This is a genomic window from Ligilactobacillus pabuli, from assembly GCF_022836475.1.
GTDB lineage: Bacteria > Bacillota > Bacilli > Lactobacillales > Lactobacillaceae > Ligilactobacillus > Ligilactobacillus pabuli.
This window is the reverse complement of the sequence record NZ_BQXH01000001.1, coordinates 147,618-166,122: the sequence shown is the minus strand read 5'-3', so window position 1 is coordinate 166,122 and position 18,505 is coordinate 147,618. Positions and strand designations below refer to the sequence as shown.

The 18,505-nt window shown below is 41.2% G+C and carries 12 protein-coding genes; 11 read left to right on the top strand and 1 reads right to left on the bottom strand.

Annotated elements, in window-relative coordinates; genetic code table 11:
- The first annotated feature begins 399 nt into the window (after window positions 1-399).
- The 9 genes from glyQ (at window position 400) to clpB (ending at window position 13,596) form a co-directional block, all read left to right on the top strand.
- The gene (gene glyQ / locus LPAF129_RS00780; protein ID WP_244054050.1) at window positions 400-1,317 is read left to right on the top strand and encodes a glycine--tRNA ligase subunit alpha; all 918 of its coding nucleotides are present in this window, start codon (window positions 400-402) and stop codon (window positions 1,315-1,317) included.
- Window positions 1,318-3,396: a glycine--tRNA ligase subunit beta gene (glyS, locus tag LPAF129_RS00775; RefSeq protein ID WP_244054048.1), complete on the top strand. Its 2,079-nt coding sequence runs from the start codon at window positions 1,318-1,320 to the stop codon at window positions 3,394-3,396. It abuts the gene before it with no gap.
- Window positions 3,397-3,622: 226 nt separating this feature from the next.
- Complete coding sequence (gene dnaG, locus LPAF129_RS00770) at window positions 3,623-5,479, top strand: DNA primase (RefSeq protein ID WP_244054047.1); 1,857 nt, start codon at window positions 3,623-3,625, stop codon at window positions 5,477-5,479.
- A 13-nt stretch (window positions 5,480-5,492) separates the two neighbouring features.
- A complete protein-coding gene (rpoD, locus tag LPAF129_RS00765; RefSeq protein ID WP_244054045.1) occupies window positions 5,493-6,614 on the top strand; it encodes an RNA polymerase sigma factor RpoD in 1,122 nt (373 codons plus the stop codon).
- A 159-nt stretch (window positions 6,615-6,773) separates the two neighbouring features.
- On the top strand, window positions 6,774-7,484 hold the full coding sequence (locus LPAF129_RS00760) for a tRNA (adenine(22)-N(1))-methyltransferase (RefSeq protein ID WP_244054043.1): 711 nt from the start codon (window positions 6,774-6,776) through the stop codon (window positions 7,482-7,484).
- Window positions 7,468-8,583: a Nif3-like dinuclear metal center hexameric protein gene (locus LPAF129_RS00755; protein ID WP_244054041.1), complete on the top strand. Its 1,116-nt coding sequence runs from the start codon at window positions 7,468-7,470 to the stop codon at window positions 8,581-8,583. The genes LPAF129_RS00760 and LPAF129_RS00755 overlap by 17 nt, the downstream gene beginning before the upstream one ends.
- A gap of 60 nt (window positions 8,584-8,643) precedes the next feature.
- Window positions 8,644-9,885, top strand: coding sequence for a peptidase T (pepT, locus tag LPAF129_RS00750; RefSeq protein WP_244054039.1), 1,242 nt, complete (start codon window positions 8,644-8,646; stop codon window positions 9,883-9,885).
- Window positions 9,886-10,190: 305 nt separating this feature from the next.
- A complete protein-coding gene (locus LPAF129_RS00745) occupies window positions 10,191-10,784 on the top strand; it encodes a hypothetical protein (protein WP_244054037.1) in 594 nt (197 codons plus the stop codon).
- 214 nt (window positions 10,785-10,998) lie between these two features.
- Window positions 10,999-13,596: an ATP-dependent chaperone ClpB gene (gene clpB / locus LPAF129_RS00740; protein ID WP_244054035.1), complete on the top strand. Its 2,598-nt coding sequence runs from the start codon at window positions 10,999-11,001 to the stop codon at window positions 13,594-13,596.
- Between the two features lie 49 nt (window positions 13,597-13,645).
- Here the strand turns inward: clpB and LPAF129_RS00735 are convergent, their stop codons facing one another.
- Window positions 13,646-13,834, bottom strand: a complete 189-nt coding sequence (locus LPAF129_RS00735; protein ID WP_244054034.1) for a YjzD family protein — start codon at window positions 13,832-13,834, stop codon at window positions 13,646-13,648.
- 185 nt (window positions 13,835-14,019) lie between these two features.
- On the opposite strand from LPAF129_RS00735, the gene dnaE reads away from it, so the two are divergent.
- Together dnaE and pfkA are read left to right on the top strand one after the other, a co-directional pair.
- On the top strand, window positions 14,020-17,358 hold the full coding sequence (dnaE, locus tag LPAF129_RS00730) for a DNA polymerase III subunit alpha (RefSeq protein ID WP_244054032.1): 3,339 nt from the start codon (window positions 14,020-14,022) through the stop codon (window positions 17,356-17,358).
- Window positions 17,359-17,486: 128 nt separating this feature from the next.
- On the top strand, window positions 17,487-18,449 hold the full coding sequence (gene pfkA, locus LPAF129_RS00725; RefSeq protein WP_244054030.1) for a 6-phosphofructokinase: 963 nt from the start codon (window positions 17,487-17,489) through the stop codon (window positions 18,447-18,449).
- Window positions 18,450-18,505: the final 56 nt, after the last annotated feature.

The window sequence follows — 18,505 nt, the reverse complement described above, 5'->3', positions numbered from 1 at the left end:
ATCGACGTGATTGGATATTGACAAATAGCCGCGTGTGACTTATGGTTATACTATTCAAATAGCGTTGGCGAGGATAAGATTTGATCGTAGTGGTGAAATTTAGCAGCGAGTCTGGACAGTGAAAGCAGATAATGAACTCTACGAGTGGCAATCTTTAGCTGGATTTTAAAAGTGGTCGGTTGTAGTAACCGGAAATAGGGTGGAACCGCGATCGGCTGATCGTCCCTATGCAGGACCTTTAGTGGGCTGCATAGGGACTTTTTTTGTGGCCTAAGTCCAACGCTCTACGTCAACGCTAGCTTAAGTAAGTAGAGTTAAATTATTACTCAGTTTAGATTTTTAAATTTAACTATGCTGATTTAAATAATGCTGCTGTAAATTCTCAAGGAGGAAACCTGCATGTCAAAAAAGTTAAGTATTCAAGAAATTATCTTAACGTTACAACAATTCTGGTCAAAACAAGGCTGTATGCTAATGCAGTCTTACGATACTGAAAAGGGTGCGGGGACAATGAGCCCATATACATTTTTACGTGCCATTGGACCAGAACCATGGAACGTTGCCTATGTTGAACCTTCCCGTCGCCCAGCTGACGGACGTTATGGTCAAAACCCGAACCGTTTATACCAACATCATCAATTTCAGGTAATCATGAAGCCGTCACCAGCTAATATTCAGGACCTATACCTGGACAGCTTAGCAGCTTTAGGCATTGATCCGGCTGAACATGATATTCGTTTCGTCGAAGATAACTGGGAAAATCCATCAATGGGCTGTGCCGGTGTTGGTTGGGAAGTTTGGTTGGACGGAATGGAAATCACTCAGTTTACCTACTTCCAACAAGTTGGCGGCCTAGAAGTTTGGCCAGTTGCTGCTGAAGTTACCTATGGTTTGGAACGTCTGTCATCTTATATTCAAGATGTGCAGTCTGTTTTTGACCTAGAATGGGCTGACGGAGTGAAGTATGGTGACATTTTCTTACAGCCTGAATATGAACAATCAAAATACGCCTTTGAAGAAAGTGACCAAGAAATGTTATTTGAAGCTTTTGATAAGTATGAAATCGAAGCTAAAAAGCAAATCGCAAACGGCTTAGTTCATCCGGCCTATGATTATATTTTAAAATGCAGTCATACCTTTAATCTGTTGGATGCGCGCGGAGCTGTTTCTGTCACGGAACGTGCTGGTTACCTCGCCCGAATTCGAAACATGGCCAAGGCTGTTGCCAAAGTTTTTGTTGCCGAACGTAAGAAGTTGGGTTATCCGTTGATCAAGGATGAAAAATTACGCCAGCAATTATTAGAGGAGGATAAATAAATGACACATACATTCCTACTAGAAATTGGGCTTGAAGAAATCCCTGCACATGTGGTCACACCTAGTGTTGATCAGTTAGCTGAACGGATGGAAAAATTTTTAAATGACGCTCGGATCTCATTTGAAAGTATTGAAAAATATTCAACTCCTCGCCGTTTAGCCGTTAAAGTCTTAGGCTTGGCTGACAAACAACCAGACATTAAAAAAGAAGCCAAAGGTCCGGCTAAAAAAATTGCGCTAGATGACCAAGGAAATTGGTCTAAAGCAGCACAGGGTTTTTGTCGTGGACAAGGGGTCGATCCTGACCAAATTTACTTTAAAGAATTTAAAGGAACTGAATATGCTTATGTGGAAAAAGCTATTCTAGGCAAAACAGTGACTGAAGTTTTGGCAGATGTGAAACAAGTGATCACGTCGATGCGTTTCCCAACGATGATGCGCTGGAGTATCAATGAATTTGAGTTTGTTCGTCCAATTCGTTGGCTGGTTTGTTTGCTGGATGAACAAGTTATTCCGGTGCAAATTTTACAAATTAAAGCTGACCGGGTTTCTGCTGGCCATCGCTTCTTAGGTAAGAACGTCACTTTAGCAAGTACTGACCAATATCCAGCTAGTTTGTTGGCAGAACATGTGATTGCTGATGCTAAGGAACGTAAGTCAATTATTCGTCAACAAATTGCCGAACTAGCACAACAAAATAACTGGCAGATCGTAGTCGATGAAGATTTATTAGAAGAAGTCAATAACTTAGTTGAATACCCAACAGTTTTTGCGGGTTCATTCGCTGAGAAATATTTATCTTTACCAGACGAAGTTTTGATCACTTCAATGAAAGACCATCAACGTTTCTTCTATGTGCTGGATCAAGCAGGCAAGATGTTGCCGCACTTTGTTTCGGTCCGCAACGGAAATGAAAAACACCTCGAAAATGTGGTGGCCGGAAACGAAAAAGTTTTAACCGCTCGTTTGGAAGATGCAAAGTTCTTCTATGAAGAAGACCAAAAGACACCATTAAGTGCTAACGTTGCCCGGCTGCAAAACGTGATGTTCCATGATAAGATCGGGACACTTGCAACCAAGATGCAGCGAGTTGGGCAAATTGCTGCTAACTTAGGACAAGCAGTTCATTTATCAGCTGCTGAGTTGCATGATCTAGCTAGAGCTGCACAAATTTACAAGTTTGACTTAGTAACTGAAATGGTCGGCGAATTTTCTGAATTACAAGGTGTGATGGGTGAGATCTACGCTAAACTGTCTGGTGAAAACGACCAAACTGCTCAAGCAATCCGTGAATCATACCTGCCTTTAGGTTCAGACAGTGCCTTGCCAACAACTAAAGTGGGGGCAATGTTGTCGCTTGCAGATAAATTGGATAGTATCCAATCATTTTTTGCAGCAGGAATGTTGCCTAGCGGTTCCAATGATCCATATGCTCTAAGACGTCAAGCCTTAGGAATTGTGCGAATCGTTTTGGACCAAGATTGGCATTTATCAGTACTTGATTTAGCTCAGGCAATTGACAGTTCGGCTCAACAAGAAGCTACGCTCTATGTTAATACTCAACCTGAACAAAATCAGCAAGAGTGGAAACAGTTTATGTTAGACCGCGTGCACCAGTTATTGTCTGACCAAAACTATGCCTATGATATTGTTAATACAGTATCTGCAGTGCAAGAAAATACCTTCCCAGGGATTTTTGCGGCTGCTGAAGTGTTAGCTGCTCATCAATCAGATGCAGACTTTAAAGAAAATATTGAAGCCTTAACTAGAACTGTTCGACTCGCACAAAAGAATACAGACAGTTTTTCAGCGACTGTTGATCCAGCTTTGTTTGAAAACGAATCTGAAACTAATTTATATCAAGCTGTTCAAACTGTGGCTGCAGACTATGCCGATCAAGATTTGGAAGAACGCTACTTAGCTTTAGCTAGTTTGCGCGAACCAATCAGTGCATATTTTGAAGAAACCATGGTCATGGTTGATGACCAAGCAGTTAAGAACAATCGGTTAGCTCTTTTAGCTCAAATTGCTCGTTTGACAGTTGTTTTTGGCGCTTTAGATAATGTGAACGTCAAATAAGCACCAATTAAAATTTATAGTAAAATGTCCAGAGACTAAATGTGCTCTGGACATTTTTAGGTCAAGATGAACGGAGAAAAGTTCATGAAAAGGGTGCTTTTTCCTTGCATAACAGTGGATTTCATTATATCATTACTATTGATTATGTAAAAAAAGAAAAGTAAAAGTCGCACAGCTTCGTGCGACTTTTACCCGCTTAATGCTAAAGTTATTTTGAGGTGGTTGTGTGAGCAAAATGATCCCTGAAGAGGTGATCGATGATGTTCGTTCGCAGGTCAATATTTTAGATGTCGTTGAACAATTTGTTCAAATGCATCGTTCAGGAAAAAATTGGTTTGGGCTTTGTCCTTTTCATACTGAAAAAACGGCCTCATTTTCTGTTAATGAACAAAAACAGATTTTTAACTGTTTTTCGTGTCATCGGGGTGGGAATGTTTTTAAGTTTATGATGGAGCTTGAAAATCTCAGTTTTCCAGCCGCTGTGTTGCGTGTTGCTGAACTTGGAAACGTGCAGGTTAGTCAAGAATATCAAGCTGACTTGAGTGGCGCTAAACCGGGAAATCAGGATAATCCTGAAATTGCGATTTTAAAAGATTATCATCGTGAAGCTGCTGAATTGTATCATCATATTTTAGTGAATACGCAGTTGGGTGAAGAAGCGTTAGAGTATTTGCATCACCGGGGTTTAACTGATGAATTGATCGCTGAATTTCAAATTGGTTATGCACCTGCAAATAAATTATTACTACCGTTTTTCGATGAACATCAACCGGATTACCAAAAATTACGAAAATCTGGACTGTTTGTAGAACGACAAGATGGACAACTAAGTGATCGTTTTCGGTCCCGAGTCATGTTTCCGATTCGGAATGCGGCTGGACAGGTGATTGCCTTTTCTGGGCGCCTGTTACAAAAAAACGACCAGCAGCCTAAATATTTAAATTCACCCGAAACGGAGATTTTTAATAAGCGGGACGTCTTGTTTAACTTTGATAAAGCTAAGAATAGTGTCCGGACTGAAAAAAGCCTCGTTTTATTTGAAGGCTTTATGGATGTTTTGGCTGCATATCGAGCTGGTGTTAAAAATGGTGTAGCTTCGATGGGAACTAGTTTAACTGAACAACAGGTTTACACTTTAGCACGGGTCTCGAAAAATGTTAGTCTTTGTTACGATGGCGACGAGCCGGGACAAAAAGCAACCAAACGAGCGCTAGAGTTGTTAGCTGCGACAGGCCGCTTCAATTTAAGTGTTATTTCACTCCCGGAAAAGCTTGATCCTGATGAATATGTCGGGAAATACGGGGCAGAGAAGTTTGTGACCCATGTCCATGATAGTTTGGAAAGTGAATTAGCTTTTTATTTGCGTTACTATCAACAAGGGCGTAACTTAGATAATGAAAACGACCAATTAGCTTATATCGAAGATGTCCTGAAAAAAATTGCCCAAAGTAATGACGCAATTGAACGTGATTTGTATTTAAATCGCCTGGCACAAAGATTTCAGCTAGACAAGCTGACCTTAGAAAACCAGTTGAAGGAATTACGTGCAACAGGGGCGCCGAAAAAGCAGTCTCAATCAGTTCAAGCGCCTACCCAAGCACCACGTGCTGTGGGGCCTAAGATTCAAGCTCCAGTTCATTATGATCGAATCGAGCAAGCAGAACGGTTATTGTTATACCGACTCTTACACGATCGGAGTACGTGGCTGAAGGTCGCAGGAATGCCAGAGTTTAGCTTTGTGCATGAAAATTATCAGACCATTTATTTATTGGCTCAGGGGTTCTTCAATCAACATCAGACCTTTGATAGTGCTGCGTTTTTAGATTTCGTACAAGAAGGTGCGTTACAAGAAATTGTGGTGTCATTAGAAATGAATAACTTTGCTGAACAAACTAGTGAACAAGAGATCAACGATTGTTTACAGTTGATTTTGCAAGCCTCGCCGTTAGAAGAACAAATTGCACACTTAAATCAGCAATTGGCACGAGCTAAAAGAATGAATGATCAAGAGACAGTCGTTGATTTAACTGTTAAATTAATTGACTTATTACAACGGAAACAAGCTGGGATTTCAGCAATATAAGGAGGACCTCACCTTGGCAGAAGATAAAAATAAAGTAACTGAATTAGAGAAAAAATATAAAAAAGAATTACGGAGCACGATTCATGAATTTAAGCCCAAAAAGCAAATTAAATACTCTGTTCTTTCTAAGAGATTAGTTGAACCGTATCAATTAAACGCTGATGCGATGGATAAATTGATTGAAGCCGTGGAAGATGCCGGAATTTCAGTAGTTGATGAAAAAGGTGAACCAAGTGAGCACGCTTTGCATGCTGCGACTAAGCAGGCAGAAAATGCTAAAAGAGATGTTTCAGCACCATCTGGTGTTAAAATCAATGACCCAGTTCGGATGTATTTGAAAGAGATCGGACGGGTCGACTTGTTGACTGCCGACGAAGAAATTGCTTTAGCACTACGGATCGAACAAGGCGATGAATATTCTAAGCAAAACCTTGCCGAAGCTAACTTGCGGTTAGTGGTTTCAATTGCTAAACGTTATGTTGGTCGCGGAATGTCCTTTTTGGATCTAATTCAGGAAGGAAACATGGGACTCATGAAAGCTGTTGAAAAGTTTGACTACCGTAAAGGTTTCAAATTTTCAACTTACGCTACTTGGTGGATCCGCCAGGCGATCACCCGTGCGATTGCTGATCAGGCACGGACAATTCGGATCCCAGTGCATATGGTCGAAACTATCAACAAACTGATCCGGATCCAACGTCAATTACTACAAGATCTTGGCCGTGAACCGATTCCCGAAGAAATTGGGGCCGAAATGGATATGCCGACTGAAAAGGTCCGTGAGATCTTGAAAATCGCGCAAGAACCTGTTTCATTGGAAACACCAATTGGTGAAGAGGATGATTCGCATCTGGGTGATTTTATCGAAGATCAAGAAGCAACTAGCCCAGCGGACCACGCTGCTTATGAATTATTAAAAGAACAGTTGGAAAGTGTCTTGGATACTTTGACCGACCGCGAAGAAAATGTTTTACGGTTACGGTTTGGTTTAGACGATGGTCGGACCAGAACTTTGGAAGAAGTTGGCCGGGTCTTTGGCGTTACACGCGAACGGATTCGTCAGATCGAAGCCAAGGCGTTGCGCAAGCTGCGTCATCCTTCCAGATCAAAACAACTGAAAGATTTCTTGGATTAAAAATTAACGCTTGCAGCTTAGCACTGTGCAAGATGAAAAAGGTCGAAAATGTTTCGGCCTTTTTCTATACATAAGTCTCATGTTAAAAATGAGTAGTGCATCACTAAAAAACGCTTTCTTTTTGGTGTACAATAATATTGAGTTACTAAGGAGCATAAAATGGATTCAAATAAATTATCACAAAGATTACTACACGTTGCGCAACATGTCCCGGTGGGGGCACGGTTAGCTGATATTGGCTCAGACCATGCGTATTTGCCGGTCTATTTGGCGAAAAAAGGATTAATTTCTTTTGCGGTCGCTGGTGAGGTGGTTGCTGGTCCCCACCACAATGCGACCAAAATTATTGCTCAAGAACAAATGTCTGAAATCGTGCAGTCGCGTTTAGCGGATGGCTTAGCGGCTTATACCGCAGAAGACCAAATCGATACCGTGACGATTTGCGGGATGGGTGGTCCTTTGATGGTCAACATTTTGAGTGCTGACCCCCAGAAATTGGCAGCAAAGCCCTTGTTGATCTTACAACCTAATGTTGGTGCGGATGCGGTACGAGAATGGCTGATGAATAATTATTATGAAATTACCGCCGAAGAAATTTTGAGTGAAACGGGCCATGTTTATGAACTGATGGTGGCTCAACCAGTGGCTAACATCAAGCAGTTAAGTGCAGATGAAATCTTTTTTGGCCCTAAATTAGTAGCCCAAAAAGACCCAGCTTTTATTGAAAAATGGACGCGTGAATTGCACCGTGAAGAAAAAATTTGTACAGCCTTAACTGCTGCTGGCAAGACTGCCACACCTAAATATCAGGAGGTTACTGCTAAGATCGTTCAAATTAAAGGAGTGTTAGCTGATGACGACAGTCAATGACATTGTGACACGTTTTGAAGAATTTGCCCCGAAATGGTTAGCTGAAAAAGGTGACCCGATCGGTTTGCAATTAGGCGATTTACAGCAGGAAGTCCATCGGATGATGGTCACGCTTGACGTCCGCCCAGAAACTGTTCAAGAAGCAATTGACCAAAAAGTTGATTTTATTTTTGCACATCATCCAGCAATGTTTCATGCTGTTCATAGTTTTGATTTAAGTGTGCCGCAAAATCAAATGTATGCGGAGCTGCTCAAGCATGGCATTACAGTCTATGCTGCCCACACAAATTTAGACAGTGCTCAAGGTGGAATGAATGATTGGCTAGCTGACAAGCTGGGGTTACAAGATACCATGCCATTACTAGGGCCGCTTGCTGAAAAAATTTATAAACTAGCAGTCTTTGTCCCAGTTGAAAGTGCATCCCAACTACGGGCGGGCTTAGCCGCTGCCGGAGCTGGCCAAATTGGAGAATACAGCGGCTGTTCATTTTCTGTCCAAGGAACTGGCCGGTTTACTCCCGGACAGGCTGCTACACCGGCAATTGGTAGTGTGGGCCAGGCCGAAAGTGTCTCAGAAGAAAAAGTCGAAGTTGTTTTTCCGGCGCGGTTAAAGAACCAAATTTTAGCGGCGATGCGGGCAAATCACCCGTATGAAGAAATCGTCTTTGATTTGTATGCAATTGAGGACAGTGGGCCGCAATATGGAATGGGACGGGTCGGTAATTTAGAGCATCCGATAACTGTTGCTGATTTGGCAGCCAAATGTAAACAAATTTTTGAAATTAATGGTTTACGGTTGGTTAGTCCTGACCCTCAGCAAGTAGTTTCACGAGTAGCAGTTCTTGGCGGAAGTGGAGCGAAGTTTTATCCACAAGCACAGGCTGCGGGAGCTGAGGTGTATATTACTGGTGATGTTAGTTATCACACGGCCCATGATATGTTGGCTGGCGGTTTAAATGTGCTTGACCCGGGTCACCATTTTGAATGGGTCTGCCAACCGCAATTAAAAGCACTCTTTAGCCAGTGGGCAACTGAAAATAACTGGCCAATTCAAGTCATCTCGACTACAATTAATACGGATCCATTTAGATTTATTTAAATTAATTAACCAGGTTATCTTGTTGACAACAGGGTAGCTTGAATATAAAGGAGAGTTTTCATGACAAAGTATGATAAGTTAGTACCACGTTTTTTGAAGTACGTTCGGAAAGAAACGCGTTCGGATGAAGAATCAACTACAGTTCCATCAACCCAAAATCAAGTTGAGTTTGCCAACGAACTAGTATTGGAATTAAACGAGATTGGTTTGGATAACGTGCGGATCGCAGCTAAGAGCAGTTATGTTTTCGCTACATTACCAAGTAACTTGCCTGCAGGCCAAGAAGCTAAAAAAGTCGGCTTTATTTCACATATTGATACAGCTGATTTTAATGCGCACAATGTTGCACCACAATTAGTTGAAAACTACGATGGTGAATCAGACATTAAGCTGGGTCAAAGCGGCTATTCATTATCACCTGCTGAATTCCCTAATCTGAAAAATTACAAAGGCGAGACTTTGATCACAACTGACGGGACAACTTTGTTGGGTGCTGATGACAAAGCTGGTGTGACTGAAATTATGACTGCGGTCGAATATTTAGTTGCTCATCCAGAAATCAAACACGGTGAAGTTGAAGTTGCCTTTGGTCCAGACGAAGAAATCGGGACTGGTGCCGATCGTTTTGAAGTCGATGAATTTGGTGCCGATTTGGCTTATACCGTCGATGGTGGTCCATTGGGTCAATTAGAATATGAAACATTTAACGCTGCCCAAGCTACAATTAAATTTGTCGGGAAAGATGTTCATCCTTCAGAAGCAAAAGGCATTATGATCAACGCTTTGAAGCTGGCGGTTGAATTTGAAAATCATTTGCCAAGTGCTGAAGTCCCAGAAAAGACCGATGGTCGCCAAGGATTTTTCCATCTCTTAGCAATTAACGGAACGGTTGATGAAGCTAAGATGACTTATATTATTCGTGACCATGATCGTAATAAGTTTGAAGAACGGAAACAACTTATTAAGAACATTGTCGCAAAAATGAACGAACAATTTAGCGAAGACCGCGTTATTTTGGATATGAAAGACCAATATTACAACATGCGTGAAGTGATCGAAAAAGATATGACAGTCGTTGAAGTTGCTAAGAAAGCAATGGAAGACTTAGATATTAAACCATTGATCGCACCAGTTCGTGGTGGGACAGACGGTTCGAAGATCTCATTTATGGGCTTGCCAACACCAAACTTGTTCGCTGGTCCAGAAAACATGCATGCCCGCTTTGAATACGTTTCAAAAGAAACGATGGAAAAGGCAACTGACGTGGTCTTACAGATCATCAAGTTAGTGAGTGAAGACTAAGTTGCTGAAAGCTACGAAAACTAAATAATTGGAAAAACATCAGCTGCGTTGTGGTTGATGTTTTTTTGACTTGTCCTTAAAATAAAATAGCGGTATACTATGAACATATGTTCGAAAAATCTTCCGAATTAGCATGACACGTATGAAAGGTGCGGGTGAATTAATTGATAAAGTTGATGGTGAGGCGTTTTATGCGCTGAGATTGACCAATTTGTTTTTCTGGTGATGTTTGATGCTGGTGATTTTCTAAGGCCTCTGGTTGAGTGTGTGCTTAACTAAACGACTTTTAGAAAAGAGGAACGAGCATGGAAGAAAAACAATATTTCAGTCGAGCGGAATTAAAAAAGGAGTTTGAATGGACTGACAAAATGGTCAAATACTTACCGCAGCCTGAAAAAACCAAACGTGGATATTATGCTTCACAAGTGGTACCAATTTGGTCTAAAGAACAAGTAACACAGACTTTTTTGCTGCCAGAAGTTCAGGAAACTTACACGCGAAAAATGAAAAATAAAGAAAAACGAGCACAAGCTGCCAGAAAAGCAGTTGCCACAAAAACCCACCGGTTAACAGACTTGGTGGTGCAACAAGGAGTTACTGTCCAAAGAGTGAGCCGAAAAAAATTAGTTCATCGTGCGAAATTAAATCATGAGATTTTTATGGTGAGTCGAAACTTCGATGAACTTGAACCTTTTGAGGTTGATGATTGGAAAATTGTGAATACGATTCGCCATGATTACACTAATTATGATAATTTATTGGAAATGATCAGTAGTCGAGTGGGGAAAACGACGGCATTTAAAATTATTGCAGATCAAGTTTTTCCAGAAATTTTAGCGGTCTACCCAGAATACAAACAAACGATCATGCAACAGTGGCAACAACACTGTGAGCGATAAAAGTAAGAGCCTCTCATTTAAAAAATGAGGGGCCTTTTTTTGATGATTTAAGCCTGAAAATGCCGGTTAATCAATTTGGTCAAAGAAGGTAAGACTTTTTATTAGCATCTAGAATAATATGCTGTATAATGAGAGTCAGTAAATTAAATTACTGACAAAAATAATTACAATTAAAATTAATTCAGCTATTTTGAAGATGGAAAGGATAAAAAACATGAATAATGATAGTTTAACTAATGCAGTCCAAGAAGCCATCGGGCAAGCGCAACAAATCGCAATGACCCGACAACACCAAGAAATTGACATTCCGCATTTGTTCAAGTTTTTGATCCAGCCCGGTGAATTTGCAGCGGATCTGTATCAAAAAGCTGGTGTTGATGTTGCCGCTTTTGAAAAGAAAATTGATCAGGAGCTTGATCAAATCGCAGTTGTTTCCGGTAATGTTGCCTACGGACAATCCATGAGTCAAAATTTAGTGCAGCTTTTACAAAAGGCGGACCAGTTAAAACAACAACTGGGGGATGAATACATCGCCTTAGACACGATCGTCCTTGCACTTATGCAGCTCAAGTACCAGCCACTGACAGAATATTTACAAAAAAATGGGCTCACTGCTCAAAAACTACAAACGGTGATCACCGATTTACGAGGAGGAGAACACGTGACATCAAAAGATCAAGAAGCACAATATAAGGCCTTAGAAAAATATGGGACTGATCTGGTGGCAGAAGCTCGTTCGGGTAAGCAAGATCCCATTATCGGCCGGGATGAGGAAGTTCGAGATGTAATTCGGATCTTATCACGTAAAACCAAAAACAACCCAGTTTTAATTGGTGAACCAGGGGTAGGTAAAACAGCGATCATCGAGGGCTTAGCCCAAAGGATCGTAAAAAACGATGTTCCTGCAAATTTGAGAAATAAGACGATTTTTTCTTTGGATATGGGTTCATTGATCGCTGGTGCTAAATATCGGGGTGAATTCGAAGAACGACTCAAATCAGTTTTAAAAGAAGTTAAAAAAAGCGAAGGCCAAATCATCTTATTTATCGATGAGATCCATACGATCGTTGGCGCAGGAAAAACTGAAGGCAGCATGGATGCCGGCAATATTTTAAAGCCAATGTTAGCTCGTGGTGAACTGCATTTGATCGGTGCGACAACTTTAGACGAATACCGAGAAAACCTAGAAAAAGATAAGGCCTTAGAACGACGTTTCCAAAAAGTTTTAGTCCAGGAGCCAACGGTTGAGGATACGATCGCAATTCTGCGAGGCTTGCGTGAACGCTACGAGATCCATCACGGCGTTAGAATTCATGACAATGCCTTAGTGGCGGCAGCAACGTTGTCTGACCGTTACATCACCGACCGCTTTTTACCAGACAAGGCAATCGATTTGGTCGACGAAGCCTGTGCTGAAATCAGAGTTGAAATGAATTCTGTTCCAACTGAACTAGACCAAGTCAATCGCGCAGTGATGCGCTTAGAAATTGAAGAAGCTGCTCTAAAAAAGGAAACTGACGAAGCTTCACAAAAACGTCTCGCGGATGTGCAAGAACAGTTAGCGAATGAGCATGAAAAAGATAATCAACTGAAAATGCGCTGGGAAAGCGAAAAAGAAGATATCAAGCGGGTCAGTGATAAAAAAGCGGAAATTGACCAGGCTAAGCATCAATTAGAAGAAGCTGAAAGCCAATATGACTTGGAAAAAGCTGCAAAATTACAACATGGAACTTTACCACGGTTAGCTAAAGAATTGGCTGATTTAGAACAAAGTGATCGTCCAGACGACTGGTTAGTTGAAGAATCGGTGACTGAAAATGAAATTGCTGCGGTCGTTAGTCGAGCAACAGGGATTCCAGTCGCTAAGCTAGTTGAAGGGGAACGGCAAAAACTGTTGCATTTAGCCGATAGTTTGCATCAGCGTGTCATTGGACAAGATGAAGCAGTGACAGCTGTTTCAGATGCTGTTTTACGTTCACGAGCCGGACTGCAAGATCCATCTAAACCGCTTGGTTCATTTATGTTTCTTGGGCCGACTGGTGTTGGTAAGACCGAACTGGCAAAAGCCTTGGCGGAAAACTTGTTTGATTCAGACAAGCACATGGTTCGGTTGGACATGAGTGAATATATGGATAAGATCTCTGTCAGTCGTTTAGTTGGTGCGGCACCAGGGTATGTAGGTTATGAAGAAGGTGGTCAGCTGACCGAAGCTGTTCGCCGTAATCCGTACTCCATTATTTTGTTAGATGAAGTTGAAAAAGCTCACCCAGACGTTTTCAATATTTTGCTGCAGGTCTTAGATGACGGTCGGTTAACTGATAGTCAGGGTCGGACAGTTGATTTTAAAAATACGATTTTGATCATGACGTCAAACCTTGGTTCAGATCTTTTATTAGATCAAGTGACAGACGATGGTCAAATTTCAACGAGCACCCATGATGCGGTGATGAAGCTGGCTCAGAGTCATTTTAAGCCCGAATTCTTAAACCGAATCGATGATATTATCATGTTTACTCCGTTGAACCTAACAGCCATCGAACAAATCGTTGACAAGTTTATCGGCTTATTGTCCGACCGTTTAGCTGACCAAGAGATCACTTTAACGATCAATGGCGCAGCTAAGGAATGGCTCGCTAAAAATGGTTATGAACCTGCCTATGGTGCACGTCCATTACAACGGTTCATTACAGACCAAGTTGAAACACCACTGGCTAAACAAATCATTGGTGGAAAGATCTTACCACATTCCACAGTAGAAATTACCTTAGATGAAAATCATGCTTTGAGCTTTCAAACAACTGCTCAAAACTAAAAGAGCACAAAAAAAGACGTTGCTAATAATTTGAGCAGCGTCTTTTTGATTAATCGTCAGATTTTCTTTGAATTTTGATCATTGGTGCAACTAAGTTAATGACTACAAAACCGCCGATCATTGAGACGATCACACTTGTAGTAACATTAAAAGCAGAGCTAGTTAAAGCAGACACAATGTAGCCTAAGACTAGACCGTAAATTGCACTCCAGAAGAGTAACATAAGCTGTTTTACCAATATTATTCACCTCTCATTAACTAGTAGTTTAGCACAAAATGAACTAAATAAACATTCTTTTGGTGGGAAAATGTGTGAAAAATTGCGTAAAAGAAGTTAACTGTCAAGTAGGGAATTGTTTTGAAGCCCATCGAAATTTTGAGTATAATTAACTTATCAATACTATCGTAAAAGAAGGTGTCAGCATGTTTAGTCCATTGCAAGTTATTAGTTGTTATAGTTTACTGCAAAGTCCGCTTAAAATTGAAGAGTTGGTTAAAAAGGCGCATGAACTTGGCTATCAGGCGATCGGATTAACAGATATCAATACTATGTATGGCATCTTGGACTTTTATCAAGCTTGTCAAAAGTACCAGCTTAAGCCATTACTAGGTTTAACTTTACAATTAGAAAATACGCGGCAAGATGGTGATAAAAATGAGCTAGTCTTTTTAGCTAAAAATAAGGCAGGTTATCAAAATTTGATCCAGCTTTCTAGTTTAAAAATGACGAAGAGTTCGACTGAACCGACAGGAGACCGGCTAACTTTGGCAGAAATTGCCCCATTTTTAACAGATTTGATCGTGATCACACCGGCGCAAAATAATTTCTTGCTAACAGCTTTAACTGAAGGTGATCTGCGAACTGCAGAAAAATGGCTTCAGCAACTTAGTCAAATCACGCCGACAGGCGCCTTGTACCTGGGATTGAGTCCGGTAATGTCTGACCAAATGGTGATCAACTTACGTCATTTAGCACAACAGTTTCACTTGCAGGTCGTAGCGGCTAAGCCCGTTCGATATCTGTATCCTAACCAGAATTTTGAGGCTGTCGCTTTAAATGCGATCCGTTTAGGAAAGAAATTGACGAATGAAGAATTAATGCAGCGTCGCGATGGTGCTGATTATTTGAAAGATCCGGCTGAATTCCAAGCAGAATATCGGCAATCCGGCCTAGAAGATGCCTTTCAAAATGTCGGACAGATCATTGACCAAATCTCGATTCAGCTGGACTTTCCCCCAACTTTACTGCCGCGTTTTCAAACTCCAGCGGGTTTATCTTCCGCACAGTATTTGCAGCAATTATGTGCTGCTGGCCTGAAAAAACGTGCTCAAGAAAATGGGTTAACGGATCTAACCGCTTATCAGAAACGGCTAGACCATGAACTAGCTGTTATTGACCGAATGGGTTTTGATGACTACTTTTTAATTGTTTGGGATGTAACCAATTTTGCCCACCAAAATCAGATCATGATCGGTCCTGGACGTGGTTCGGCGGCTGGGTCTTTGGTGGCGTATACTTTGATGATCACAGACGTTGATCCGTTGAAATATAATCTTTTATTTGAACGTTTTTTAAACGAAGAACGGGCACAAATGCCGGATATTGATTTAGATATCCCAGATTTAAAGCGGGCTGATGTTATTCAATATGTTCACCAAAAGTATGGCCATCAAAAAATGTCACAAATTATTACTTTTGGGACCTTAGCCGCCAAACAGGCTTTGCGTGACGTAGGTCGAGTCTTAGGTGCAACCACATATGAGATGGATCAATGGAGTAAAGCAATTCCTGCTGCGTTGCATATTAGTTTAACAGAGGCTTATCAACAATCACAAAAATTGCGGAATTTAGTTGCTGACAGTCAAAAAAATGAAATGCTCTTCCAAACTACGAAAAACTTAGAAGGGTTACCCAGACATTATTCGCTACACGCGGCAGGGGTCATTTTAAGTGAACAAAAGTTGACTGATATTGTCCCAGTTCAGCTGGGACCAGATGACATGTTAGTGACTCAATATGCGAAAGACCAAGTAGAAAAAGTTGGCTTATTAAAAATGGATTTCCTAGGGTTGCGGAATTTAACGATCTTGGAAAATGCCTTACGTTTTATCAAGTTTGGCTATGGTCAAACACTAGATGTTAAAACGATCGATCTAGAGGATGAAGCAACGATCAAGTTGTTTCAAGCTGCGGATACAAACGGTGTCTTTCAATTTGAGTCAGATGGGATCCGCAATGTTTTACGCAAACTATCACCGACATCGTTTGAAGATATTGCGGCGGTCAATGCCTTGTACCGTCCAGGTCCGATCAAGAATATCGATGAATTTATTGCCAGAAAGCATGGGCAAAGTCGGGTGACTTACCCGGACCCTTCGTTAAAAGAAATTCTCGCACCAACTTACGGGATCATGGTTTACCAGGAACAAGTTATGCAAGTGGCTTCAGTCATGGGTGGCTTTACTTTAGGTCAAGCGGACTTATTGCGTCGAGCTATGAGTAAAAAGAAACATGACGTGATTGCCGAAATGCAGACGAAGTTTGTGACTGGGGCGGTAGCGAAAGGTTATAGCGCACAAAATGCAGCCAAAGTCTATGACTATATTAGTCGTTTTGGGGACTATGGTTTTAACCGTTCGCATGCGGTCGCTTATTCAAAAATGGCTTTTCAATTAGCGTATATCAAGTGCCATTATCCAGCAGCCTTCTATGCCGCACTCCTAAATTCTGTGGTGGGTGCAGAGCAGAAACTGAAAACTTATTTAATGGAGGCTAAGGAACGTCAAATTACCGTGCATGCCCCAGATATTAACCTGAGTGAGTCCTATTTTATTTTAAAAAATCACGCAATTTATTTTGGGTTGAGCTGTATCAAGACTGTGCGGCATAATTTTGTGCAGGAAATCTTAGCTCAACGTCGTCAAGCAGGACGCTACACCAGCTTTAGCAATTTTTTGCAGCGGTTACCAGCAGAGTTTTTAAAACAAGACGCAATTGAAGCTCTAATTTATAGCGGTGCTTTTGATGAATTAGAACCCTCACGTGCCCAGTTGTTAGCCCAATTGCCTAAAATGCTGAAAAATGCGGAATTAAGTGGACATAACGTCGAATTATTTGAAATGTTGCTGCCTAAAAATGAAGCGTCGGTTACAGAGTTATCTGAAACCGAACGGCTAGAACGCGAAAACTACTATCTAGGTGCTTTTTTATCCGGCCATCCGGTGGAAAAATTTGCCCAAGCTGCAACGATCTATCACACGACTAAAGTTGCTCAGATGCACGTTAAGCAAAAATTAACGGCAATTGTGTATCTTAAAAAAGTGAAAGTCATTCGGACTAAAAAAGGGGAACAAATGGCTTTTGTGACTGCCGATGATGAAACTGGTACGTTAGATCTCACCGTTTTTCCGCAACAATACCGCCGGTATGAAGACCAGTTGCGGGAAGGCGAGGTAGTCTTGGTGAGCGGCACAGTGGAAGAACGTCGTGGGTTGCAATTGTTGGTTGATTCTGTGAAAAGTGCTACTAATATCGTCAATCAACGTTATTTTTTGCGCTTGCCGACAGATTTTTCATTCACAGATAAACAAAAATTGAAAAAAATCTTAGTTGCTTTTCACGGTGAAGTTCCAGTCATCATTTACGATGTTGCATCCGACCGAAAGGTACTCTTAAGCCAAAAGCTATGGTTAAGCGCTGATACACGTGCACAAAATGGGGTTATTGAACTATTAGGTAAAAATAATGTAGTTTTAAATTAATGAAAAAGAATGTAAATCACGTGAATAATTTCATTTTTTTCCGAAATAAACAAGACACGGCACGTGAAAAGTGATAATATGAACATTGGAGAATGTAGTACACAGAAATCTTATTTGAGGTGAAAATAATGAAGCGCATTGGCATTTTGACAAGTGGTGGGGATTCCCAAGGTATGAATGCTGCGATCCGTGCGGTTGCTCGTTCTGCTAACTCTGCTGGCTTGGAAGCATATGGTATTAACTATGGTTACAAGGGTTTGGTTGAGGGAAACATTGAACTGTTAGACCTTGATCGTCTTGATGGGATCATCAAACGCGGCGGGACTATTTTATACTCTGCTCGTTTTCCTGAATTTGCTGAAAGAAAGTATCAGTTGCTAGGAATCGAACAACTGAAAAAATTTGGGATCGATGCACTAGTTGTGATCGGTGGCGATGGTTCATATCATGGTGCCGAACGTTTAACACAGCTCGGCTTTAATTCAATTGGTATCCCCGGTACGATCGATAACGATATTCCTGGGACAGATTTTACCATTGGCTTCGATTCTTCTGTAAATGTTGCTGTTGATGCAATTGACAAGATCAATGACACTGCAACTTCCCACCAACGGACTTTCATTGTGGAAGTTATGGGACGCGGTGCCGGCGATATTGCCTTATGGGCTGGGATCGCAACGGGTGCAGATGCAATTGTTGTTCCTGAACGTCAATATGATATTGAAGGAATTGCCAAGAAGTTGACGACTAACCGTGAAAACGGGAAAGACCACGGTCTGATCGTGATTGCCGAAGGTGTCATGTCTGCTCAAAAACTAAAAGAAGAATTAGACAAGTACGGTGACTTTGACAGTCGTGCCGTAACCTTAGCTCACGTTCAACGCGGGGGTCAGCCAACTGCTAAAGACCGTGTCTTTGCGACCCAATTGGGTGACTACGCTGTGCGTTTGCTGTTAGAAGGCAAAGGCGGATTAGCTCTAGGAATGCACAACAATGAGTTGATTGCGACAGAAATCATTGATACTCTTGAAAATCACAAACATTATGCCGATCTTTCATTGTTAGATTTGAATGATCGCGTTAGATTTTAGCTAACCATAGGTGTTATACTCATTTTTTTTGAGTTTTTAACTATTTTTAAGCGATT

Excerpts from the sequence above, each read along its gene's own strand:
- glyQ (WP_244054050.1), top strand. The coding sequence starts at position 400 with ATGTCAAAAAAGTTAAGTATTCAAGAAATTATCTTAACGTTACAACAA.
- glyS (WP_244054048.1), top strand. The coding sequence starts at position 1,318 with ATGACACATACATTCCTACTAGAAATTGGGCTTGAAGAAATCCCTGCA.
- LPAF129_RS00760 (WP_244054043.1), top strand. The coding sequence starts at position 6,774 with ATGGATTCAAATAAATTATCACAAAGATTACTACACGTTGCGCAACAT.
- LPAF129_RS00755 (WP_244054041.1), top strand. The coding sequence starts at position 7,468 with ATGACGACAGTCAATGACATTGTGACACGTTTTGAAGAATTTGCCCCG.
- pepT (WP_244054039.1), top strand. The coding sequence starts at position 8,644 with ATGACAAAGTATGATAAGTTAGTACCACGTTTTTTGAAGTACGTTCGG.
- LPAF129_RS00745 (WP_244054037.1), top strand. The coding sequence starts at position 10,191 with ATGGAAGAAAAACAATATTTCAGTCGAGCGGAATTAAAAAAGGAGTTT.
- clpB (WP_244054035.1), top strand. The coding sequence starts at position 10,999 with ATGAATAATGATAGTTTAACTAATGCAGTCCAAGAAGCCATCGGGCAA.
- dnaE (WP_244054032.1), top strand. The coding sequence starts at position 14,020 with ATGTTTAGTCCATTGCAAGTTATTAGTTGTTATAGTTTACTGCAAAGT.
- pfkA (WP_244054030.1), top strand. The coding sequence starts at position 17,487 with ATGAAGCGCATTGGCATTTTGACAAGTGGTGGGGATTCCCAAGGTATG.